Raw genomic sequence first — 22,560 nt, 5'->3', positions numbered from 1 at the left:
TTACGGCTAACGTCAATGCAGGGGAACGGCCATCTCGCCGCTGTAGGGCCGGGACAGCGACTGGAAGCCGGCTGCCGCCGGCAAACCGGATCTCTTCGCCTCGAGTTCCTCGTCTATGATTTTTCGCATGCTCGTCTGGAAGTTCTGCGTGCCAAACTGCGATGCATGCGCGCGGATGGCGTCGGGTCGAAACAACTGCGCGCTTTCTTCAAACTGATGAACGGCGTCGATGAGCGCTTCGACGGACTGCTCATGGAACAATAGGCCGGTATGCCCGTGCACCACGGTCTCCAAAGCGCCGCCCCGCCCAAAGGCGATCACCGGTCGCCCACTCGCCATCGCCTCGACGGGTACGATGCCGAAATCCTCCTCGCCAGGGAAAACCAGCGCGCGGCAACGCGCGAGATTTAGTTTGAGATCCTGAAAGGACGTGCGGCCCAGGAAGCGCACGGTGGGTCCGGCCAGACGCTTGAGCGCCGAGACATCCCCCTTCGCCCCATCACCGATGACAACCAGATTCCGACCCATTTCTGTGAAAGCGCGGACCGCGAGATCGATCCGCTTGTAGGGGACGATCTGTCCCGCGCAGAGGTAAAAATCACCCAGATCGGCAGTCAGAGCAAAGTCGTCGACGGATACCGGAGGCGGCACGACCGAGGCCGATCGTCGATAGTATTTGCGCACGCGCTCGCCGACATGATGCGAATTGACCACGAAGCGATCGACGCGCAGGCTCGAACTTGCGTCCCAGGACCGCAGAATCGGCGCGAGCACCGGCATCATCATCCGGGCCGCAATCCCCGCAGTCGATCGGTAGATGTGGTAGTGATCCCAGATATAGCGCATGGGCGAGTGGCAGTAGCAGACATGCACGGCATGCGGTGGCGGGATGATTCCCTTTGCAGGACCGGACTCGCTCGAAATGATCAGATCGTAGTCCCTCAAATCCAGGCTCTCGAGCGCAAAGGGCATCAAGGGCAGCATGGACTGGTAGTTGGCAACCGCGCCGGGAATACGCTGAAGGAACGAGGGAATGATGCGGTGGCGGCGGATCTTGTCGGATATTTTCTCAGGGTCGTAGACCAGCGTGAAGATGTCCGCGTCCGGATACATGTCGCAGAGGGCCTCGATGACTTTCTCACCACCCCGCATTGACACAAGCCAATAATGAACGATTGCGACCCGCATTTTCTTCCCTCCGCCCGGACCTCAGAGTTGCAGATTATGTCTGGCCGAAGCCCCGACACAGGACCCCCTTCGGTCTGAAGCACCATCCAAAGGTGGGAGCATGGTAGGCCAGCAACCGCAATTCGCGCCGGGAAAGGTGTGATCACCGGCGATGGGGCAGAAAGGCTCATCCAATCGGAGTGGCGGTTTAGACGGCCTCCCCAAAAGGGACTAGCTCGCACTCACGGACAGGGAATTTACTCCTTCGGAATTCGGTCGATGATTGCCGTTCATACGAACCTCGGCGAACTGAGGAACGATCGCATTTCATGAACAAAAGTCACGCGGGACCAGACCGATGCCATTCTACTCTCATCGAAGAAGACCACGGCCCTCCGGTTACCCAGGAGCGATCTTTTGGTGCACCTTGCTGACACTCACTGGGCTCATCGCCCTTGGCAGCGCCACTTCGGCCGGTGCGAGCGACAGCTATCTGCTTCGTCCTCAAACGCGCCTGAAGGTCATGATTGTGGAATGGGTCGCAACCACGGGCGAATACAAGGAGTGGAGCGCTTTGAATGGCGAGTACCTTGTTTCTCCCACGGGAACGATCTCGGTGCCGCTGATCGGCGAGATTGTCGTCGTGGACGACACGACCGCAAAAGTGGCGGATCGGATCGCGAGGCTGTTGAAGACGAAAACAGGCCTTGCCCAGGCGCCTACGGCTACAGTTGAGGTGATCAAATATCCGGGAATCTACGTCACCGGCGTCGTCGACCGACCCGGTGAACAGGAATATCGCCCCGGGCTGACCGTGATGCAGGCGGTGGCGATGGCCGGCGGGCGCCAGCGCGGAACGAACCCGCTGGGCTATTCGGAGCTGGAACAGATCCGTTACTTGGGCGAGCTGAACCGCAGTGATCTCCTGCTGAAGCAGCTCTTGGCACGACGGGCGCGGCTGGCGGCCGAAGCGAGCAGCGCTTCCGCCGTGAAAATGCCTCCGGAGCTTTCGGCGCAAGCTGAAGACACCGCCATCCAGCAGATCGTTCAGCGCGAGTTGAGCCTTTTTGCCGCCAGGGCGGAGGCGCTAAAGCGCCAACTGGATTTTCTCGACGAGCTGCAAGCCCTCCTCGAAAATGAGATCAAGGTTCTGGAGGAAAAGACGGCCGTTCAGGACCGCCAGATTGCGATTGCGCAGCAGGAGCTTTCCAACATTTCCTCACTGGTTGGCAAAGGAACCTTGGCGAAATCCCGCGAAACCTCCCTCGAAAGGGTAGTGGCCGACCTGAGCAGCAACAAGCTGGATCTGGTGGTGGCCGCCATGCGTGCCCGCCAGAAGGTCAGCGAAACGAAGCGCGATTCCCTCACCCTTCAGGGCCAGTACCGGACGGAAGCGGGGCGCGACCTGCAACTCGTCGAGGCCGAGATCGAAGACACAAAGCTGAAACGTGTCACGACAATGCAGCTCCTGGAGGCGACTGGGGCATCACTGTCGCAATACTTGGCACTGAAAACCATGGAATTGCAGCCGGTCGAATACTGGTTGTCGCGCAAGGGCGATTTGCGCTCGCCATTCAAGGTCCATCAGGCGGCAATGCTCGAGCCCGGTGACGTGCTCAGCGTGAGTTACGACATTTCCGCCGGAATCGCGAACCCGTTGCAGGTCTCTGCCAACTCGGGACCACCGCGGTAGACCGACGCTCTGGCAGCCAGAAAATTAAGGGGGGACGAAAATGGGTTTGCACGAGTTCGCAAATATATCGGTCGGTCCGCAGTCCGAGCGAAGAGGAACCAACGCGAAGGAGTATATATCCTTTCTGGACGTATTCTCGTTCCTTCGCCGAAACGCACTCATTATCGGGGCATTCACGCTCGCGGGTGTTGTGCTGGGCAGCACCTATCTTATGAACGCCCAGCCAATATACCAGGCCACGACACGACTGGTTATGGATCCGGAACAGGGGCGCGTCATCTCGCAGGACGTGTCCAGCGGCACCGTCATCATCGAGGCAGCCGAAATCGCGAGTCAGGTCGAGATCGTCAAATCCGAGGCAATCGCGCTGGACGTGATCCGACGGCTCGATCTGATTAACGACCCTGAACTCGTCAACACCAGTTCATTCCGATCCATGATCATGGGCCTCCTGGCTTCGACCGTCGACATGGTATCCGGAGCCACGCCGGACGATGCGACAGAACTCAGCGAAGAGGAACAATTGAGGCGCGTGATGGGCAGCTTCCTTTCGCGCGTCACCGTCCATCGCGTGGGCCAGTCCTACGTGCTCCAGATCGGCTATAGCTCCAACAACCCGCAAAAGGCAGCCACGACCGCAAACGCTCTCGCAGAGGCCTATATTCGCAATGGCATCAACGAGCGTGCGGAGGCGGCAAAGCGCGCCGCGGCATGGCTCGAGGGCCGGCTGACCGAGGTCGCCGTCAAGGCGAGAGAAGCTGCCATCGCGGCAGAGGAATTCCGCAACCGTCATGGCATCACCGCAGTCGGGAGCACCTCGACACTCGACCAGCAGCAACTCTCGGAGATCAGCAACCAGTTGCTTGCCGCAAAGGCCACGACGGCTGCGGAATCCGCCAGACTGACGATCCTGACGAGAATGATTCTGGGGGACACGGCCATCGAGGGAAACCTTGAAGAAATCGCCGACAACGCCCAGCTCCAGAAGCTTCGCGAGGACATCCGCACGGCCCGCACCCGGCTCGAGGGACTGAGGGGCCGCTACAGCCACGGAAATCCGGCGATCGCCTCAGCCCAGGCCGAAATCGATCGTTTGGAGGCAGAGGTCGGGGCCGAGCTGCGACGGATCGCGTCCGTTTCCCGCGCTGATCTCGAAGTAGCCCGCACGCGTGAAAGGCTCGTTGAAGAGCAGTTTGCAGTCGCAAGCCGGACCGGGGAGGACAAGAACCTCTCGCGCGTCGAACTTGGCGAAATGGAGAGTAAATCCAACACCTATCGTCGCCTCTATGAGAGCATTTTGCAGCAGCTGTCCGGCACGTTGCAGACGCTTTCCTTTCCCTCGGCTCAGGCCCGTGTCGTCACGGCGGCAACGGCGCCCTTCGGAAAAACCTGGCCGAAGACCTCGATCATCCTGCCCTTCTCGGCGATGCTTGGCCTTGCGAGTGGTCTGCTGGTCGCCGTCGTGCGCAGCGGTCTCGACCGCCGGACCAGCTCGAGCACACGCCTCGAGCGGGAACTCGGAATTGCATCGCTTGGACGTATTCCGGTCTATCGGCCGGCGCCGCATCCCGGCAAGGGGACCCGCCCCCTGCCGGAGCCGGTGCAACCGCTGCGTTCCGTGCTGGACTCGCCTTACTCCCGCTTCTCCGAAGCTCTGCGCAGCGTCAAGAACTCACTCGACGCAGTCCTGCCCCCCAACGGCTCGATGGTGGTCGGGATCACGTCAGTCGGCTCGGGGGAAGGCAAGACGACGATCGCGACCAATCTTGCACAGCTCTATCAGAACGAAGGCCAATCCGTTCTTCTCATCGACGCTGATTTCGTCAGCGCACGACTGAGCCGTCTGGCCGCCAATTCGGCTTCGGAACTTGGATTGCAGCCAGTTGACCTCGTGAAACCCGACGGCGTGACCGCGCGAAACGAACTGCAAATAGTGCGTCCTTGCGACGAGATGCCGTCCGACCATGCGGGCACGATACCGGTTCCCCTACTGACCACTGACCAGACGAGGCAGATCGCTGCGTCCCATCAGCGATACGGCCATCTTCCGGCTCTTAAGGAGACCATCGACAAACAGCGCAAACGGTACAAGGTTATCATCGTCGACATGTCCGGTTTCGAGAACTCGGCCGACACGCGCACGATCTGCACTTATCTCGACGGAGTCATCCTGGTGCTCGGAAACTCGAACAAGATGACGATCGAACGCCTTGCCGACGCGCTGGCCTCGTTCGGCCGGTCGCGGCTTGCTCTTCTGGGCGTCATCGCCAATCGCAGCGACGCCGAAGACTGGTTCAAGGTCACTGTTCGCGCCGGAGCCCGGGGATGAACGTCTCCGGCGCGCACAAGCGGACCACATCGGCTGGCGCGCTCCATCTCGTGGTTGGGATAGCGAGCACGGGGAGACGGGAAATCCTGGCGACGACGCTTCGCCATCTCGCCTGCCAGGCCCGGCAGCCTGATGAGGTCGTCGTGTGCGTCTGGTCCACGGACGATATCGACCAGAGCGGCCTGGCGGATCTCACGTGTCCCTCCCGCGTCTTGATGTCACCGCGCGGCAGCTGCTGCCAGCGCAATCGCATCCTCGATAACGTTTCGCAAGCGGATGTCGTCATCTTCCTCGACGACGACTTTCTGATGGCCCCGTCCTACTTGGAACAGGTCGAGCAACTCTTTGCGGAACACTCCAACGTCGTGATTGCGACCGGAACCGTGATCGCCGACGGCATTACCGGGCCTGGCATTTCCGTTCAGGAAGGGACCACCAGGCTGGAGACCGCACAGCTGTCGGCGGACTATGACCCGGATCCGTTGCGCAGCGTCTATTGCGGCTACGGATGCAATATGGCCGTGCGGATGTCTGCCGTCGACTGCGGCAACCTGCGCTTCGACGAAGCGCTGCCGCTCTACGGCTGGCTGGAAGACCTCGACTTCAGCCGCATGGCGGCGCGCTATGGCCGCGTGGTCAAGTCCACCAGGCTGAAAGGCGTGCATCTCGGGACGAAGGTCGGACGCACCTCCGGCACGCGGTTCGGCTACTCGCAAATTGCAAATCCGGTCTACCTCGTGCGTAAGGGAACCATGACGGTCCACCATGCCGGCCTGCAGGTGGCACGCAATGTCATAGCCAACACCGTAAAAGTCTGGCGGCCCGAACCATGGGTCGATCGCAAGGGGCGCGTCAGGGGAAATTTCCGCGCGCTTGCGGATCTCATGCTAGGCCACCTGGCTCCTCGCAATATCGAGAATATGGACTAGGTCATGGCGGACCGGCACCTCGCGCACGTTGTCATCATCAACGACCGTTCGAGCCGCGTCGGTGGAGCATCGAACCTGGCGGTCCTTTCGGCGAAAATGCTTGAAGATGTCGGTGTCGGGGTGACCTATTTCGCGGGCGACCTCGCGCCTAGCGAAAAGCCTGTCGCCGATACAATCAATCTTGGCGGCATGCCCCTCGTTGATCAGGGCAGGCTGGCGGCATTGGCCAGCGGTATCTACAATGCGCGAGCCTATACCGCCCTGCGTGATCTCGTCCTGGCGAAGGATACGCCATCGACGATCTATCACGTGCACGGCTGGTCGAAGATTCTATCCCCCTCTATCTTCCGGGCTTTGGCCTCGGTGCGACAAAGAACGATTCTCCACGCGCACGACTATTTTCTGGCATGCCCCAACGGAGGTTTCGCGAACTATCGCTCCCATGAGGTATGCCGACTGCGACCCATGTCCATGCAATGCCTCACCACCCAGTGTGACAAGCGTGGTTACCACGAGAAGCTCTGGCGTTCAGCGCGGCATATGCTCCGCGAGAACTTCTACACCACCCGCGACATGCCCGCCAACATCGTCATTGTTCACGAACGGATGCGCGAGTATTTCGCGCGCGCGCAGCTGAATGGGAAGTACATAGACACGATCCGTAATCCCGTGCAGCCCTTCCTGACGGAGCCCGGTTCACCGTGGCAAAACAGGAAGTTCTTCTTCATCGGCAGGCTGGAGCCGGAAAAGGGCTTCGACGACGTGGCAAAAGCCGCCCGCCTTGCCAACGTTACGCTTCACGTGATCGGGGACGGAGCGGGACGCCAGATGCTCGAGCAACACTATCCCGAGGTCGTGCTGCACGGATGGCAGGACCGAAGCCACTTGCGCTCGATCGTCAAGGATGCCCGCGCCGTCGTCTTCTCGTCGCGCGTTCCAGAGCCGTTCGGGCTGGCGGCGCTGGAAGCCGTTTCCAGCGGAATACCCGTCATCATGCCGGATTCCGCCCTCCTCGGAAGCGAGATCGCTTCACGCGGCTGCGGATTGGTGTTCCACTCCGGTGATGGCGAAGGTTTTGCCGACGCGCTACGCATCATGGCGAGCGACGATGAACTGGTCAGGCGCATGAGCGCCCGCTGTCTGCAGGCAGCGCCAACGATGGCTCATACCGAGGCATCCTGGGGTGAAGAACTGATGGATCTTTACGAGCGCGTGCTGGAGCGGGCTGCAGCGGGGTTCCTCACTAAGCCCCTTGCGACCGATGGCACTATCGGCGGCGCACCGTTGTTCTACTGAAAATTTGCCCGAGATCACGCGCCTTCCCGACGAAGGTAAAAGCCCGCGCTTTCGCTCGGACCAAGCTCGGGGTGCGTATCTATGACATGCGATAGCTCCTTGATCGTCCAGCGGTCGACAACCTCATATCCCATCGAGGCCAGGTCGGACAAAAATGCCTGTTCGTCACGCATTTGATAGGGAATATAGGCTCGCCCGGCGCGCTCCAGGGTGACGACGGGACCGCCTCGGCGAAACGCAACCTTGTTGAGAAGAAGATGGCGGGGTGGTGATTGCAGGCGCTGGAGCAATGACGACAGCGGGATGTCCAAATACTGCAGCAGGCCAGAGCCGAGAAATGTGGACGCAGAGGCTACGTCCTCGAGGCGATCGACGAACGACAGTCGATCAAGGCCATCCCTTGATGCTCTTTCACGGCCTGCGGCAACAATGGCAGGCACGTCGTAGACAACCCAGGAGAACCCGGCCTCGGGCGGCAGCAGATTCAGGAACGCTCGGTACTTCGTACCCATATGGCCACCCGCGTCGACGAGTGTATCGATCTCATCCAGAAGCGTCCTTAGCCAAAAGAGGACCGGATAATCCCAGGGCATAACCCTGCACATCTGCTCGAAGGCAAAAGTCGCAATCTCCTCGTGATCGAAGCCGACCAAGGAGCCTCTTCCAGCGGCCGCGACGGCAGCTTCCTCAAACGAGGAATATGCGCCGGTGAAACGGCGTGAAAACGGCGTCAGGTAGCGCAGCCGGCCCCTCATGACGCGCAAGGGTAAAAGCGATTGGCCAAGTCCTGCCATCGAGCTTTTTAGCAGGGATCGCGTCATTCTTTCCAAGTCGGCAGAAGCGTACATGTTGTTCCTCCTATGCAGGTTCTTGGCTTTGATGCTTTCACGTCGGGCGGTGGGCAAACGCGAAGATCGGCGTCGAATTTCCGCTCAGTCTCTGCAGGGTGGCCAAGGTCACGACATAGACTGAACTTCCCATCAGTACCTGGAGAGCATTGACCGCAAGGCCACTCGTCGCGGACGCATCGGCAATGTCCCCAATGAGAGCGACGACAACCACCATTGCGGCTACACTGAACAGGGGATGGACGCATCGACGTAACACACCGGCCCAATCCGCGGCGCCGTAACGGGTCTGCAAACGTACGTTGATGATAAAGGACAGGACTGCGGCGGCGCATTGTCCGATCGCCGCAGCGAGCATCCCGAAGGGCGCGAGCGCCAGGATGAACAGCAGGGACAACGCGCTGTTGGTGACGATTGCGGGGGGCATCTTCCTTATCGTTCCGGAAAGCGAAAGCAGTGGCTCGGTGAGATAGCCCGGAACGAGGAGGATCTGCTTGACCGACAGTAAAGTAACGAGAATGGCCGCTGGCGCCCAGGCGTCACCAAGCACGATGTGGACCAGACTACCGGACATCAATGCCAGGCCGACATAGACCGGCACTGAGACTGCCATCGCGCAGACTATGAACCCCGTCGCAGCCGTGCCTATCTCTTTCGAAATCCCGCGATCCGGCCCAGACAGATTGGCCACCCGCCGCAGTACGACCCAGCCCAGCATCCGGACCGGTTCCCCGATCATCTCGGAGAACGCAGCAACGATCCGTTCGGCGGCGCGATAATAACCCGCTTCTGCAAGACCAAGGAAACTCCCCACGGCAAGCGTTCCCGAATAGGAGCGCACGAAGATGATGAGACGGTTAGAGACGATGTGACACGAGAATTCCAACAATTCCCCAAGCAGCGGCCGCGTCAGGCGCGGTCTGGGGAACCAGCGCACCACGGCCATGCAGGCCGCCAACATCATCACCTGCATCGCCAATCGGCCCGCAACGAGGGCGAATACGCCCCATCCCGCCAGCAGCCCTGCAACCGTCACACCCAGACCGCAGGCATCGGCGACGATCCTGATGGCCGCGTGCGCGCGCAACCGCCCCGCGGCAATCATGATTCCCTCGTAGACGACGACAAGAGAGGCCGGCAGAAGCCAAATGCTGAACAGCGCGACAAGCACCGCCTCCTGATTCCTTCCGAAATAGAGGCCGATGACAGCCGCGCCGCACAATCCGAGCGTCATCGAAAGCAAGCCCGCCAAGATGGAAACGCTGGCAACCTGATCCAGCCGATCAGGGTCACTTTGCGTTTTCATGACGAATTCGCCCCACCCCCCCTCGGCGAAGATGACGAGGAGAACAGCAAACGCTGCGCTGTAGGCGAAAAGACCGAACTCGGCAGAACTGAGAACCCAGGCGGCCACGATGAACGCTACCAGCTGCGCAAGCTGGGAAAAGCCCTTGGCGCTGAACGTCCAGATCGCAGACTTCACGAGTGACGGCGACACAAGCGCCAAGCGTAACCGCCTCCAGCTTTCGGTCAGCCCTACAGAGAAGGAGCGGCGTGACGTCCGCCCACCAGTCTCTCCATTCACCTCGGCTACTGAGCGTGTTTTCCGGAGCGACTCGCCTTCCGGATCAAATTCTGCGCACATTTGCGTACTATCTCAAATGAGTGGTTGCACATGTCGGGCGGCCATGATGCGAAGCCGGAAGGTCCTCAGCACCGAGCCGGATTTGCGCCGGGGACGAGGAAACCCAGGGGAAGTTTTCCATGCGCCATCGCGCAGTCTGGAATGCCAAGTTTATACTGCGGTGGCTCGTCATTCTCGGCAGCCTCGTCTTCTGGATCGTCTTGATCACCTGGTTGATTTGATGATCGGCGTCATTTTTCGTTCTGCGCAAAGAAGACGACCCCGAAGGTCTTCCAGATGATTGCGAGATCCCTTGCCAGAGAACGCTTGTGGAAATACTCGACATCGAGGTGAACGCGTTCTTCGTAACAAGCGTTCTTGCTCCGCGAGATCTGCCAGAGCCCTGTGATCCCCGGCGTCATTGCCAGGTAGCAGCTCACATGGGGCCCGTAGCGGTTCAGCTCTTCCAGCACGATCGGCCGCGGCCCGACGACGCTCATCGCCCCCTTGAGGACGTTGATGAGCTGGGGAAGTCGTCGGCACTGCTTATGCGCAGATATCTGCCGAGCCTGTGCACCCGGGGGTCGTCCATGAGCTTCTGCGTCCGCGTCCATTCCGCCAACCTGGCCGGCTCGCGCTCCAGCAATTCCGCCAGCGCCCTGTCAGCGTCCTTCCGCATCGTACGGAATTTGAGGCAGGCGAACGGCTGTCCGTTTCTGCCGATACGCTCATGGCGGTAGATGATCGGCCTGCCATCGACAATCAGGAGGGCCACGGCGATCAAAGCCAGGGCAGGGGCAAGGAATATCAGCGCGGCCAGCGAGAAGAAGATGTCGAAGACGCGTTTGCCGCGATGGCGTTTGCCAATCCCTGCCGACCTGACAGTGCTGCGATGTTGTGAAACGTTGTCGGAAATCAAGAACATTTCTCTTACCTCCCAGATCACCGAGGCTGCCCGTCCATGCCGCGAATTACAATTTCAATAGATGGGCAGGCCCTAGTTCAAAGGAGGTAGCTTCATCCTGCCTGTTTGATCGCCAGACTAGCGAACAGCCGATTTCGACCTTGGCGGTCCTCCTGGAGTCGCGTTCGCTTCTCTGGCTAGTGTTGGGGGGTGTGGAATGTCAAAACTGCCTGAGCACCAAGGCTCGTCCGTGTGAACGAACCGGCGTTGGCAGGCTATCGGGGAAACCCGTATTTCTCGGTAATCCGCCAGAAGTTCTGGTTTATCTTCACCAGGGTTCTGATGCTCTGCCTGATGCGTTCGACTTCCCGATCGTCAAGCTCTTCGATTTTGCCGTACTTTATGTCGTCCCGGCCCTCGAAGATCCGCATCGACTGGGTGATCCCCCGGCCGCTGTCCGGATCGAAGGAATAGATACAATGATTGTACTTGTTGCGCAGCCTGGCCTCCTCCGAAAGGCGCTTTGTGGCATCAAGAACTTCGGCTCGGCATTGCGGAGGCGTCTTTTGCATCTTCGCCAGGCGCTCCACCAGATCGATGCGCGCGCGCGGCGTGTTGAGCGTAAGGAAGATGACGATCGCCGTCTCCTTGTCAGACACGGCGAGCCCGGCGATCATGTGAATGAGAAGGCTCTCTGTGTTCGTCCAAGTATAGTTCAACTGTCCGAGCAGGAGGAGGACATCTTGAAACCTAGCCATTGTCGCACTGCGCAGCCCCGCCTTCCGAACCGATGGGTGCCTCCAGCAGCGCATCGCCGACATTCTTGTTCTTGTGATCGAAATAGAGTGCGACGGCTTCGGTACGGTTGTGGACGCCAAGCTTGGTAATGATGTTGTGAATGTGAATCTTCACGGTGTGCTCGGACAATCCCAAGGCCGCCGCTATGATCTTGTTCTGGTTTCCAAGCGCGATGCGGGCGAGAATCTCGTTCTCGCGTTTCGTGAGTTGCTGAATTGTCTTGCCATGGTCAGTTTTCGCCAGCTGGGCCTTCGGCTCAGCGAGCAGATCAACGCCATTGGTCTGCGCCGACAGGTTCTCCTGGTTACTATAGACGATGGATGCAAAGTATGTTCCGCCCCTCAGGATGATCCTCAGCATCGATAGAAGAACGTCGAGGCTGACATTCATCGGTAGGACGCCGCGGACGATGCGCGTATCGATCGCATGGAAACGCTCGGCGCTTCCTCTCAAATCGCTGTCGGTGACGATGGCGAAGGCGCTGGTTGGATGGCGTCTCAGCACCTCGCCGCCGAGACTGCTCAGCTCGTTTGCGAGATGCAGATCTACCAACAGAAGGCGCAGGGGTATCTCGAATTCGTCCAGCGCGGCTCTCAAGCTGGCAGCACGCTCCACCCTTAGACAGGGGAACTCCTTCTCTATGGCCGCCGCCATGGCTCCGGACATGAGATTCGAAGGGCCGACGAACAGCAGCGTGCGCATATCGGGAATGGTCTCCGAGGACGCCGCCCAATCCGCGCCGTCGCGTTGTACGTGAAGCGCTACCTGTTCCATTCTAGCAAGCCTCCCCGGATCTGGCATCGCGGAGTGCGCTAGTAGATACCTCTCCGCTCTCTCTTTTGGAAAACGGTAGTCCAAGAAACCTCGGATGGAAATAGTCCGAAGGAGCTACTGACGGCGAGGCTCGACAACGTGTGCGGCCGCGTTATCCCCATGACAAATAATAAGAAATTAAAGGCGAAGGTTCAGGTAAGGATCAGCTACACAATAAGACGACGGTCGCGAATGCCAGCTACCTCTTTTGGCGACCGGCGCCCTAATCTGGTTCGGACGATCCGTCCTGTCATCATCCCGCGGTCCCGTTACATGAGCCGGAGACGCGGTCCGCCTCGCGCTCAAAGTCCCGGCATTGTCGCAGCGCTGGCGGCCCCGCAGACATCGAGATCCCCGCTTCGATGCGCGTCCGCGCCAGCCGCCGCAAACACCGTCACGGAGCTGCGCGGCGCTGCCGGTGGACTAGTCCCGTGCATCGGAACTAGCTCCATTTATCAGCTTATCTTCCCCGTACAAGACGCAGACACTTCTCCCGCCGCTTCGATCAGGTCGGCTGCATTTGGGTCCGACGCGGCCCGCGTGAAGCAGTCGGCGGCAAGCGAGCCTTCAACGGCACACAGGGGAGGACACGATTTTCAGAGCAGGCAATGGACGCAGGAATAAGCGGACCTGCGATTTCCGTCCGCTTTCGACGTGAAGCATCAAGATCAACCTTCCGCCTGGCCAAGACCGTACAGAAGATGAATGACGGTCAAGCTGTCGCGGAACTAGAACCGGAGGTCCACGACTATGTCGGGCAAATCCAACTACTACTATGATCTCTTCGGCGACGACCAGGCTCAGGAGCAAGGCCAAGAGCAGGGCCAAGAGCAGGGCCAACATTCTGAGCAGGGCCAACATTCTGATCAGGACCAACATTCTGATCAGGACCAATCCCAGCATAGCGAGTCCGCGAACGCCAACGGCAATGGCAACCTGAATGGCAACGGCAACGGCAACCTGAATCTCAACGCCAGCGAGAATATCAACAATAACACCTCGTCCGTCGACGTCGGTGTCACGGTTGATGTCGGGCTCGAAGGCTATATGCCCAACGACGATGACTTCGCAGATATCGACGTGAGCGGCGGCAGTTCGATCGACGGCATGTTCAACGTCCAGTTCGACAACGTTCTGAACGACGCGCTGAACGGTGATGGCAACAACGTCGGAAACGTTTTCAACCAGATCGCAAACCTTCAGGACAATGACCGGCTGGACAATGCCCAGGTCACCAACGAAGGCGAGTTCACGCTAAATGCCACGGCAAGCGGCGGCAACGCACACGCCGATGAAGGCATCAGCGGCGGCGGCGGCGGTGGCGACGGCGGCAATGGCGCGGATGCCGATGGCGGTGCCGGCGGCATCGGTGGCGGTGCTATCGGCGGTTCGGGATTCGCCGGCTCCGGTTTCGGCGGTTTGGCGGGCAGCATGGCTGCTGGCGGGACTGGTGAAGGCGGCGCTGCGACGGGTGGAAATGGCGCCTCCGGTAATGCCGCGAGTGGGTCCGCCACCGGCGGCACCGGGGAAGGCGGTCGCGGAGGCAATGGCGCCGAAGGGCTCGGCGTAGGCCTTGGCCTCGGTCTGGGCCTTGGCGCCGGACTCGCCTTTGCCGGCGACGGCAGCAACGGCGGCAGCAATTCGGCCGGAAACGGTGACGCCGGCGGCGACGGTGGGGATGCCGATGGCGGTCAGGCCGGCGGCGGCGGCAATGCCGGCGATGCGACCGGCGGCGCAGCCAATGCAGGCGTCGGAGCCGTCCTCGGCCTCGTCAATCCCGTCCTTGTCGGCAGCAATGGCGGTGACGCCACGAGCGGCGACGGTGGAAACAGCAGTGGCGGCGCTGGTGGTGGCGCAGGCGCTGGCGGCGCTGGCGGCGCTGGCGGAAATGCCTCGAATGCCGGTGATGGCGGTGATGGCGGCGGCGCACTTGCCGGCGGCACAGGCTTCGGCGCTGGCGGCGGCATCGGCCTTGGTGTCGGGGGTGACGGTGGCGATGGAGCTGCCGGCATCGGCGGCACGGCGGCCACGGGTAGCGCGTCGACCGGCGCCAGCTATGGCGGGGACGGCTGGGCTGAAGGCAGTGAAGGTGGGGCGGCTCTCAGCGGCGCCTGGGCGGACGGCACTGGCGGCGACGCCTTTGGCGGCTGGGCTCTCGGGGGCGATGCTGGTTCAGGCGCAATGGGTGGAACGGCTACGACAGGCTATGGCGGTGCCGGCGATGGCGGTTCGTGGGGCTCCGGCAACGGCGATGATGGCTACGTAACGGGGACGAGCGCGGCGAGCGCCGATGGCTTGATCAACACCAACGCCTTCAACCAGGAGATCGTGCTGGGGGCCAACCTGCAGCAGAATGCGATCGATATGACGGTCGTCGGCGGAGATCTCAGCAGTACCGTCGTTGGCGAAGACACCAACGATGCGGTCTGAGTTCCTGCGAAATTTCGCATGAACTCTGGCGTCAATGCGACTGGGCTGCGCAGAGATCTGCGCAGCCCGCTCAAGCCGCCCGACAATGAAACATGGGCGGGCGGCGAGACCGGGGGCCTACATTCACCATGCTTGACAAGATCACCGAGGAAATAGCCCACTTCGTTGGATTTCTCCACATGAGCGTCGAAGACGCGCGCATGAGAGAGGGCTACAGGGAATTCTCATACGAGACGTCAAGCAAGCACCTCGACACGCCGCCCGTGCACCTTACGGACTTCTCGGCACCTTATGAGTTCGTCGGTTTCGATCCGGGCTTGAGGTATCATTCTCCCCCGCCAGACCTTTGGCCCGCTCACGGGAAACCAGGTCGAGTCGATGGCATTTCGGCCAACAACAACGATTCCGTGGACCCAGTTCAGGCGGTCATTCATCCGACAGCGCCCGCTGGCACCGTCTTCACCCCTTCCCTGACAAATTTCGTTCCGCCCGAGCTCGATCCACCAGGTTCGCTGGCCAATCACTTCAGCCAGGGCATTGTGCTCTCCGACAATGACTATGCAAGTGTGGGCGGACATGGCCTCACATTCAATCCGGCCCCGATCGACAGCGATGATGTGCTCGAAGCTGCGCATGAAGTCGTCGCTCATTCACCACTTGGAGACCTGGACCGCCCGGGAACGACCGAAGAAATCATTTCGGTCGTCGAGACCGTCATTGACCAACTGAACGGAGCGACCGGGGTAGGCGAACATGTTCAGCAGTTCATAAGGAACGACACCATCGATGGCATCTACGTCAATGGTGAACTCGTGGAGGAAGCCCCGGATATCGCGGCCCACTATTCGTTCGATGAGAACGAGGTCGAAAATGCCTCCGCCTCGAACACCTGGATCAGCGGCGACGGCAGTGTAGGTATCGATGTTTCCGTCGAGATCGAGGCTGGCGGAAATACCCTGGTGAACAACGCCGTTTTGAAAAGCATGTGGACCGGCGGCACGGTCACTGCGGTGGTCGGTGATCACATCGAGGTAAACGCGGTCATTCAGACGAACGCCATTTGGGATTTGGACGCAGTCGCTCCGTCCGCGCAACAGTGGTTACAGGACGGCGAAAACAAACTCTTCAATATCGCAACTTTCGAGCGCATTGACGCAGCAGACGAGGAAGCTTCGGCCTCCGGTCAGTTTCCGTCATTCTGGTCGGTGGCCGAGATCAAAGGAGATCTTATGATCGTGAACTGGTTGGAGCAGTTCACCTTCATGAGCGACAATGACATCGGGATTTTCTCAGCATCCCGCAGCACGTCGAGCATCGTCACAGGCGACAACTTCGGCATGAACCATGTGGCAGCCTTCGAGCTTGGCTTCGCTTATGATCTCATCATCGTTGGGGGGTCAGTCTACGACGGCAATATCATCAACCAGACGAACATCCTGTTCGACAATGACGTGGTGGGTGCGACCGGCAGGTTCCAGACGACGGGAGAGGCAACGATCTCCTCGTCCAGCAACCTGCTGTGGAACCAGGCCAGCATCGTCAATATCGGTGGAGCAGACCGGTTCGACAGCCTGCCGCAATGCTATCTCGACGCGGCCAATGCCTTCGCGGACGACAAGGCGGAACTGTCGCGCGATGTGCTTTCAGACGATGCGTTCGCCGGGCTCCAGGGAGTGCGGGTACTCTACATCAGCGGAGACCTGCTCAGCCTGAACTATATCCGTCAGACCAACATCCTGGGCGACAGTGACCAGATTGCACTCGCCATGGACGCGATAGCGCCCCAACTGGGTGCGAACTGGTCTGTTTTGACAGGTTCCAACGCGCTTCTGAACAACGCCAGCATTCTCGACCTTGACTCGCTCGGCAAAACCTATGTGGGCGGTGAACAATACTCCCAGGAAACACTCTATCAGGCCGAATTCATCTCGCAGCATCCGGACTTTGGCTTTCCCGGTGCAGGCGCGCTCGTCAATGAGGCGGTACTTTTCCTGGACGATACGATGCTGACCCCGGCGGGTCATGCGGCGGAGCTCGCCGGATGCATCCCTGCCGAATACGACGGGCATGCAAACGACGGCGTGAACGGCATGATTGGATACTGAAGGGGGAACCATGTTGGAAATCGGCACACGCCTCAAGGGCTCCGCCAATCAGGTGGAGCTCGGGTCAGGCGACCAAAGCCCGCGTCGCAAGCCGGATATAGTGGCGGACGATATCTATGCAATGTTGGAACAGGCGGTCGACGAATTCCTGACGACCAAGACGCCTGCCCAGGCGGCGTGCGATACCGAGCCTCGTCCAGAACCGGCTGCCTCGCATCCCGTACGGCCGCAATATGACATCAGCGTGGGCGCGATGCATCAGCGAACCTTGGAAGCTCCGGCAAGCGAACCCCTTGGTGATCGGCGCGATGATCCGTCAGCGCGCAGTGCGCCCCAGATCAAGATGGCGGAGGGTATTAAGACGATAGAAAGCGATTGCAGTCCGGTGGAGGCGCGTCCCGCCACAGCCGATGCAGTCGGGGGTCGAATTGGCAAGGGGCCGGCTGACGCGGGCACTGCATTTCACAAGCGGCTGGGTCCCGTCGACTTCAATGCAAGCCTTCAGGCTGGCATCAACGCCGTTAGGCAAAACCTGTTCGTGGTCATGGTGTTTACGCTCGCGAGCAATGTCCTCGTCCTGGCGATACCGATCTACCTGTTCCAGATTTCGGATCGCGTCCTTACCAGCCGGTCGATCGACACTTTGATCATGCTGACGCTCGTCATCGTCGGAGCCATCATACTACAGTCGATGTTCGACGCCTTGAGGCGTTTCATCCTCATGCGCACAGCAGTGGAAGTCGCAGCTCAACTCGGCGCACCGATCTTGAGCGCGGCCGCCCGTGCATCGCTCCAAAGCAATGGGCGCGAATATCAGATGCTGAGCGACCTTCAGCAGGTCCGCTCATTTCTGGTGTCCAGAACACTGCTGGCGTTTCTCGACGCCCCGATCGCACCCGTCTTCCTGCTCGCGGTATTCCTCATTCATCCACATCTCGGCTTCATCGTCGTTGTGACGGCCATCCTGTTGCTGGTCTTGACGCAGATAAACCAGCGCCTGACGGCAGCTCCCTTCGCGGAGGCCAACACCGCCCAAGTGAGAGCCAATCTTTATCTGGATTCGATGACGCGTAATTCGCAGATCATCAATGCTCTGGCGATGATACCGGAGGCTGTTCACATATGGGGCAAGGACACGGCCACATCGCTGAAGTCGCAAGTCATTGCCCAGGACAGGAACATAACCATTGCGGCCATTTCCAAGGGCACCCGCCTCCTGACCCAGGTGACGATGCTCGGCTGGGGTGCCTACCTCGCGATCGAAGGCGAGTTGACCGGCGGCATGGTCATCGCCTCTTCGATCATCGCCGGCCGCGCACTTGCGCCAATCGAAGGTGCGATTGAGGGATGGAACCAATACAGCCAGTCGCGCGCAGCCTACGGAAGAATCTCCGCCCTCCTCAAGAGTTCTCCGTTCAATTTCGAACGCCTCAACCTGCCAAAACCCGAAGGGCGGCTAGACGTCGAGCGGTTGCTCTACGTGCCGCAGGGCACGAAGCGGGTGGTGCTCAACGGCATCTCCTTCGCGCTCCGGCCGGGGGACTCCCTCGCCGTCATCGGAAATTCGGGCGCTGGAAAGACCACACTGGGCAAGATGCTGGTTGGTTCGATCCTTCCAACGTCAGGGAATGTCCGGCTGGACCTTATGGACCTGCGCAACTGGGACCAGCGACAATTCGGCGAGAATATCGGCTACTTGCCTCAAGACGTGCAGCTCTTTCCGGGCACGATCAAAGATAACATTGCCCGCATGCGCCCCGACGCCACCGACGAGCAGATCTACCGGGCGGCATCGCTGGCGGATGTGCACGAAATGATTGCGGCCTTGCCGCATGGCTATGAAACCATGGTCGCATCCGATGGCTCGCCCCTGTCCGGCGGTCAGAAACAGCGCATCGCGCTTGCGCGCGCATTCTTCGGTGACCCGCATCTGGTCGTGCTCGACGAGCCCAATTCCAACCTTGACGGTGCGGGCGACGCCGCGCTCCTTCGGGCCCTGCAACACGCCAAGGAGCAGAAGATCACCATGATCACCATTACCCAGCGTCCTTCGCTGCTCAATAGCGTCGACAAGATACTGCTGCTTGTCAACGGTACAGTGGCGCTCTTCGGCATGCGAATGGATGTGCTGAAAGCCCTGGAAGCCCGCGGAATCAACATCGAGGGCGGCGCCTTCGGCCATCAACTGCAATAGGAGCCGCGAATATGACGGACATAGCCAAGGTCCACGATATTGAATGGTACAGTGACGTGCCGCGGTCGATCTGGAAACAGACCACGATCGGCCTGGTGCTTCTCGGCGTGACGTTCGGAGGGTTCGGAACCTGGGCGGCCACTGCGCCCTTGGTGGCCGCCGTCATTTCTCAAGGCAGCTTCGTCGCCACGGGGCAGAACAAGATCATCCAGCACCTTGAGGGTGGTATTATCAAAGAAATTCTCGTGAACGAAGGGGATCAGATCGTCGAAGGCCAACCCCTCGTGCATCTCGACGAGACCGCAGCAGAAGCTAAACGAAGGGAGTTGTTCTTGCGGCGCATGAGGTTGGAAGTGACCGCTTCCCGGTTGACAGCGCAGTTCGAGGGTGTCGAAGACCTCGATCTGTCACAGCTGATGAAGGACCACAAGGAGGACGCCGACGTATGGTCGATCGTTGTCAGTCAGAAGCTGAACTTCCGGGCCCAGCAACAGAAACTCTCAGGCGACCTCTCCCTGCTCGAACAGAACATCAAGGCGCTGCAATTTCGTGAAGTTGGCTATGCCCGCCAACGCAATGCCACTGTGCGACAGTTGGAACTGCTTGAACAGGAGCACAAAAACAAGAAGGCCCTGCTGGCCAAGGGACTGGTGCGCGCCAACGAGGTGCGAGCCATCGAAAGAGCCATGGCCGAGGCGGAAGGGCAGATCGGGCGACTTGAGGCCGAAGTCTCGGAAACGAAAGCCCAACTGGTGAAGGGACAAAAGGAGATCTTGCGGACTCAGGGCACATATCGCGAGGAGGCACTGGAACGGCTGCAGTCGATACAGAGCGAACGAGACACCGTCCGCGAACAGCTGCGCGAAGCGGACAACATTCTTGCGCGGGCCACGATCAACGCACCGACCGCCGGCACTGTCATACGCGTTCACTATCATACCACGGGGGGGGTCATCGAGAGTGGCAAGCCCATTCTCGAGATACTCCCCGCCGGCGTGCCTCTGATCATCGAAACGCAGGTACCACGCAACGACATCGACAGCGTGAAGGTAGGTCAGGAAGCCACCATCCGTCTGATTGCGCTCAACCAGCGAACGACGCCGGTGCTCAAGGGAAACGTTTTCTACGTCTCGGCAGACGCGTTACAGGACCGAAATCCAGGTGGGGCGAGCCGCGACGTCTATCTCGCGCGTATCAATGTCTCACCGAGAGAGCTTGCGAAGGTCCACAACTTCGCACCGACGCCGGGCATGCCGGCCGAGGTGATGATCCAGACGAACGAGCGAACGTTCTTCAGCTACATCGCAAAGCCGGTCGTGGACAGCATGTCGAGAGCCTTCACCGAAGAGTGAACGCACCGCGCGTCGTCGTCGGTCGGACTTCGGCACGGCCGCGCCCTCCAGGCGCATGCGGATGGCAGACATGGCCCTGAAACTTGATCGCGGTCTGGCAGGCGCCGCCTGACGACGCAGCCTGTCACCCTTGTGCGAAAAACGCAGCCATGCGAGCTGCAGATGCCGGCCACTACTCCTTTTGTTGAGCCCGCAATAGCTGAAATCGCTAGGACATCAACGTCTGACGGTCCTTGGCAAACGATCGGAAATTCATCAGAAAAGCTGATCGTAATCGGCTTCGATTTGCGACCTGTTGGCGACGGGGGGCGCGGACTGGCAATGAAGATCGAGTATCTGGCCGACCTAGAGGACAATTCGGTCATCGCGGCAGACCTCGTGATTGTCGGCGCGGGCCCTGCGGGCCTGACAATCGCCGCACAGTGCGCCGCCTCCGGCAGGAGGATCCTCATCGTCGAAAGCGGGCTCGAACGCGAGAATTCCGAGCACTCGGCGCTCAACGAGATCGAGAGCGCAGGCGAACCGCGAACGGAGGCGCAATTTCGCAAGCGCAAGGAGTTTCACGGCTCACAGGCCGAATTCTGGTCCCATGATGTACAGCCTTTCGGCGTCCGCTGTCGGGCGCTGGGGGGATCGACGCATGCATGGGCTGGGAAATCCGCCCCGTTTGACACGATAGACTTCGAGCCACGCCCCTGGGTGCCCTATTCGGGCTGGCCTGTCGATCGCCGCCAGATCGATGCCTCTATCGTGCGCGCCATGGAGGTCCTGAACCTCAGCCCCAAGGCTCCGCCCGGCCGTTTCGCTACCGAAGGCCTCCAGTCCTTCTATTGGCAGTTCGCCCGCTCCCGGATCGATCGGTTGGACGTCATGCGTTTCGGCAGAGAATTGCTCGCGCAAAGGCCTGAGAACACGCATGTTCTTCTCGATGCATCGGCTACGCATATAGGTCTCAGCGCCGACGGATCACGTTTCTCGTACGTCGACGTGGCAAGCATCAACGGCAAGCGTGCCCGGATCGAGGCTCAGATGTGCGTCTTGGCTGCAAGCGGCATCGAGAACGCCCAACTCCTTCTGGCGTCCAACGACGTCCATGCGCGAGGCATTGGCAATCAGTACGATGTCGTCGGTCGATATTTGATGGATCACGCGGCCGCACGGGTCGGACGGTTCTCGAGCGAGCGGATGACCAGCGTGGCCAAGCGATTCGGCTTTTTCGGCGTTTCTCACAAAGGCCGCGCCCACATGTTCATGCACGGTCTGGCGCTCACGCCGGAGATACAAGAGCGCGAGGGGCTATTGAATGCTGCCGTCTATTTCGCCACCGAACGGGCTCCTGACGATCCTTGGGACGCGCTCAAGAAACTGTTGCGCCGACGCAGCACGAATCCGGGGCGGGACCTGTTGACGGTCGCCGCCGGCTCCGGGTTCATTGCCAGGGGAATCGGGATGCGAATCCTCTCCGACGAGCGAACACCGAAGATCTTCAAGGATGTCGTGGTCAATACCGCGATCAGGCTCTCACCGAACATGGTTGCCGACGAGTTCCAGAGCCGGGGTCTCCCCCACAAGTTGGCCGGCCTGCGGATCGAGGCCATCTGTGAACAGGCCCCAGACCCCAACAGCCGGATTAGCCTCAGCTCGCGCAGGGACCGCTTCGGCGTTCCCCTGGCCAGGGCCGAATGGCGCCTCAACGATAGCGAACGCCACACGCTGCTGCGGATCGCGGAACTTTCGCGCACCGCCCTGACAAGCGCCGCCCTCCCCACGCCGACGCTTGAGGACTGGGCGGTTGAACGACGGCCGCAGGATATCGTCATTATCGACATGGCGCACACGCTCGGCACGACACGGATGTCGGCGAGTCCGAGGACAGGGGTGGTCGATGAGAATTGCAGGGTCCATGGCCTGCCTAACCTCTATGTGGCGGGTGGATCCGTCTTCCCCACCAGCGGCCATGCCAACCCGACACTAATGATCCTGGCCTTCGCGATCAGGCTCGCCGATCATCTCAATTCGGAACTGACAGGTCCCTGAAACAGCGGTCCACGCCGCGCAGCACCACATGAACCTGCAAA

14 protein-coding genes and 1 pseudogene are annotated in these 22,560 nt (G+C 60.2%); 9 read left to right on the top strand and 6 right to left on the bottom strand.

Translation table 11 applies throughout. The features are described 5' to 3' along the window. Window positions 1–12 precede the first annotated feature (12 nt). Window positions 13–1,188 (bottom strand): glycosyltransferase, encoded by a 1,176-nt coding sequence (locus ACWPVA_RS18470; protein WP_454289063.1) that lies wholly within the window; start codon window positions 1,186–1,188, stop codon window positions 13–15. 406 nt (window positions 1,189–1,594) lie between these two features. Here ACWPVA_RS18470 and ACWPVA_RS18465 point away from each other — a divergent pair, with 406 nt between their 5' ends. From ACWPVA_RS18465 to ACWPVA_RS18450, 4 genes are read left to right on the top strand one after another with little or no spacing between them, the layout of a single operon-like run. Beyond that, complete coding sequence (locus tag ACWPVA_RS18465) at window positions 1,595–2,860, top strand: polysaccharide biosynthesis/export family protein (RefSeq protein WP_454289062.1); 1,266 nt, start codon at window positions 1,595–1,597, stop codon at window positions 2,858–2,860. A gap of 40 nt (window positions 2,861–2,900) precedes the next feature. Further along, window positions 2,901–5,189 carry a nucleotide-binding protein gene (locus tag ACWPVA_RS18460; RefSeq protein ID WP_454289061.1) on the top strand — a complete coding sequence of 763 codons (2,289 nt, stop codon included), beginning with the start codon at window positions 2,901–2,903 and terminating at the stop codon, window positions 5,187–5,189. Continuing rightward, complete coding sequence (locus tag ACWPVA_RS18455; protein WP_454289060.1) at window positions 5,186–6,118, top strand: glycosyltransferase family 2 protein; 933 nt, start codon at window positions 5,186–5,188, stop codon at window positions 6,116–6,118. The genes ACWPVA_RS18460 and ACWPVA_RS18455 overlap by 4 nt, the downstream gene beginning before the upstream one ends. 3 nt (window positions 6,119–6,121) lie before the next feature. Further along, on the top strand, window positions 6,122–7,414 hold the full coding sequence (locus ACWPVA_RS18450; RefSeq protein WP_454289059.1) for a glycosyltransferase family 4 protein: 1,293 nt from the start codon (window positions 6,122–6,124) through the stop codon (window positions 7,412–7,414). 14 nt (window positions 7,415–7,428) lie between these two features. On the opposite strand, the gene ACWPVA_RS18445 is transcribed toward ACWPVA_RS18450, so the two are convergent. The 5 genes and pseudogenes from ACWPVA_RS18445 to ACWPVA_RS18425 all read right to left on the bottom strand — a co-directional run bounded on the left by ACWPVA_RS18445 (window position 7,429) and on the right by ACWPVA_RS18425 (window position 12,362). Further along, window positions 7,429–8,262 (bottom strand): methyltransferase, TIGR04325 family, encoded by an 834-nt coding sequence (locus ACWPVA_RS18445; RefSeq protein WP_454289058.1) that lies wholly within the window; start codon window positions 8,260–8,262, stop codon window positions 7,429–7,431. Between the two features lie 37 nt (window positions 8,263–8,299). Continuing rightward, window positions 8,300–9,760 carry an oligosaccharide flippase family protein gene (locus ACWPVA_RS18440; protein ID WP_454289639.1) on the bottom strand — a complete coding sequence of 487 codons (1,461 nt, stop codon included), beginning with the start codon at window positions 9,758–9,760 and terminating at the stop codon, window positions 8,300–8,302. Window positions 9,761–10,137: 377 nt separating this feature from the next. Further along, window positions 10,138–10,811: pseudogene (locus ACWPVA_RS18435) on the bottom strand (sugar transferase). A gap of 254 nt (window positions 10,812–11,065) precedes the next feature. Beyond that, complete coding sequence (locus ACWPVA_RS18430) at window positions 11,066–11,548, bottom strand: hypothetical protein (RefSeq protein ID WP_454289057.1); 483 nt, start codon at window positions 11,546–11,548, stop codon at window positions 11,066–11,068. Next, entirely contained in the window at window positions 11,541–12,362 is an 822-nt protein-coding gene (locus ACWPVA_RS18425) for a response regulator transcription factor (RefSeq protein WP_454289056.1), read from the bottom strand. The genes ACWPVA_RS18430 and ACWPVA_RS18425 overlap by 8 nt, the downstream gene beginning before the upstream one ends. A gap of 789 nt (window positions 12,363–13,151) precedes the next feature. On the opposite strand from ACWPVA_RS18425, the gene ACWPVA_RS18420 reads away from it, so the two are divergent. The 5 genes from ACWPVA_RS18420 (at window position 13,152) to ACWPVA_RS18400 (ending at window position 22,519) form a co-directional block, all read left to right on the top strand. Then, a complete protein-coding gene (locus ACWPVA_RS18420; protein ID WP_454289055.1) occupies window positions 13,152–14,831 on the top strand; it encodes a hypothetical protein in 1,680 nt (559 codons plus the stop codon). A gap of 128 nt (window positions 14,832–14,959) precedes the next feature. Continuing rightward, window positions 14,960–16,936, top strand: a complete 1,977-nt coding sequence (locus ACWPVA_RS18415; RefSeq protein ID WP_454289054.1) for a hypothetical protein — start codon at window positions 14,960–14,962, stop codon at window positions 16,934–16,936. A 10-nt stretch (window positions 16,937–16,946) separates the two neighbouring features. Beyond that, window positions 16,947–19,130, top strand: coding sequence for a type I secretion system permease/ATPase (locus ACWPVA_RS18410; protein ID WP_454289053.1), 2,184 nt, complete (start codon window positions 16,947–16,949; stop codon window positions 19,128–19,130). 11 nt (window positions 19,131–19,141) lie between these two features. Beyond that, complete coding sequence (locus ACWPVA_RS18405; RefSeq protein WP_454289052.1) at window positions 19,142–20,482, top strand: HlyD family type I secretion periplasmic adaptor subunit; 1,341 nt, start codon at window positions 19,142–19,144, stop codon at window positions 20,480–20,482. Between the two features lie 321 nt (window positions 20,483–20,803). Continuing rightward, window positions 20,804–22,519, top strand: coding sequence for a GMC oxidoreductase (locus ACWPVA_RS18400; protein WP_454289051.1), 1,716 nt, complete (start codon window positions 20,804–20,806; stop codon window positions 22,517–22,519). Window positions 22,520–22,560: the final 41 nt, after the last annotated feature.

The organism is Rhizobium arsenicireducens (assembly GCF_964021225.1).
This window is presented reverse-complemented; position numbering and strand designations above follow the sequence as displayed.

Bases quoted from the DNA above. Each gene is read 5' to 3' on its own strand.
- ACWPVA_RS18470 (WP_454289063.1), bottom strand. From the start codon at position 1,188: ATGCGGGTCGCAATCGTTCATTATTGGCTTGTGTCAATGCGGGGTGGT.
- ACWPVA_RS18460 (WP_454289061.1), top strand. From the start codon at position 2,901: ATGGGTTTGCACGAGTTCGCAAATATATCGGTCGGTCCGCAGTCCGAG.
- ACWPVA_RS18455 (WP_454289060.1), top strand. From the start codon at position 5,186: ATGAACGTCTCCGGCGCGCACAAGCGGACCACATCGGCTGGCGCGCTC.
- ACWPVA_RS18450 (WP_454289059.1), top strand. From the start codon at position 6,122: ATGGCGGACCGGCACCTCGCGCACGTTGTCATCATCAACGACCGTTCG.
- ACWPVA_RS18445 (WP_454289058.1), bottom strand. From the start codon at position 8,262: ATGTACGCTTCTGCCGACTTGGAAAGAATGACGCGATCCCTGCTAAAA.
- ACWPVA_RS18430 (WP_454289057.1), bottom strand. From the start codon at position 11,548: ATGGCTAGGTTTCAAGATGTCCTCCTCCTGCTCGGACAGTTGAACTAT.
- ACWPVA_RS18425 (WP_454289056.1), bottom strand. From the start codon at position 12,362: ATGGAACAGGTAGCGCTTCACGTACAACGCGACGGCGCGGATTGGGCG.
- ACWPVA_RS18420 (WP_454289055.1), top strand. From the start codon at position 13,152: ATGTCGGGCAAATCCAACTACTACTATGATCTCTTCGGCGACGACCAG.
- ACWPVA_RS18415 (WP_454289054.1), top strand. From the start codon at position 14,960: ATGCTTGACAAGATCACCGAGGAAATAGCCCACTTCGTTGGATTTCTC.
- ACWPVA_RS18410 (WP_454289053.1), top strand. From the start codon at position 16,947: ATGTTGGAAATCGGCACACGCCTCAAGGGCTCCGCCAATCAGGTGGAG.
- ACWPVA_RS18405 (WP_454289052.1), top strand. From the start codon at position 19,142: ATGACGGACATAGCCAAGGTCCACGATATTGAATGGTACAGTGACGTG.
- ACWPVA_RS18400 (WP_454289051.1), top strand. From the start codon at position 20,804: ATGAAGATCGAGTATCTGGCCGACCTAGAGGACAATTCGGTCATCGCG.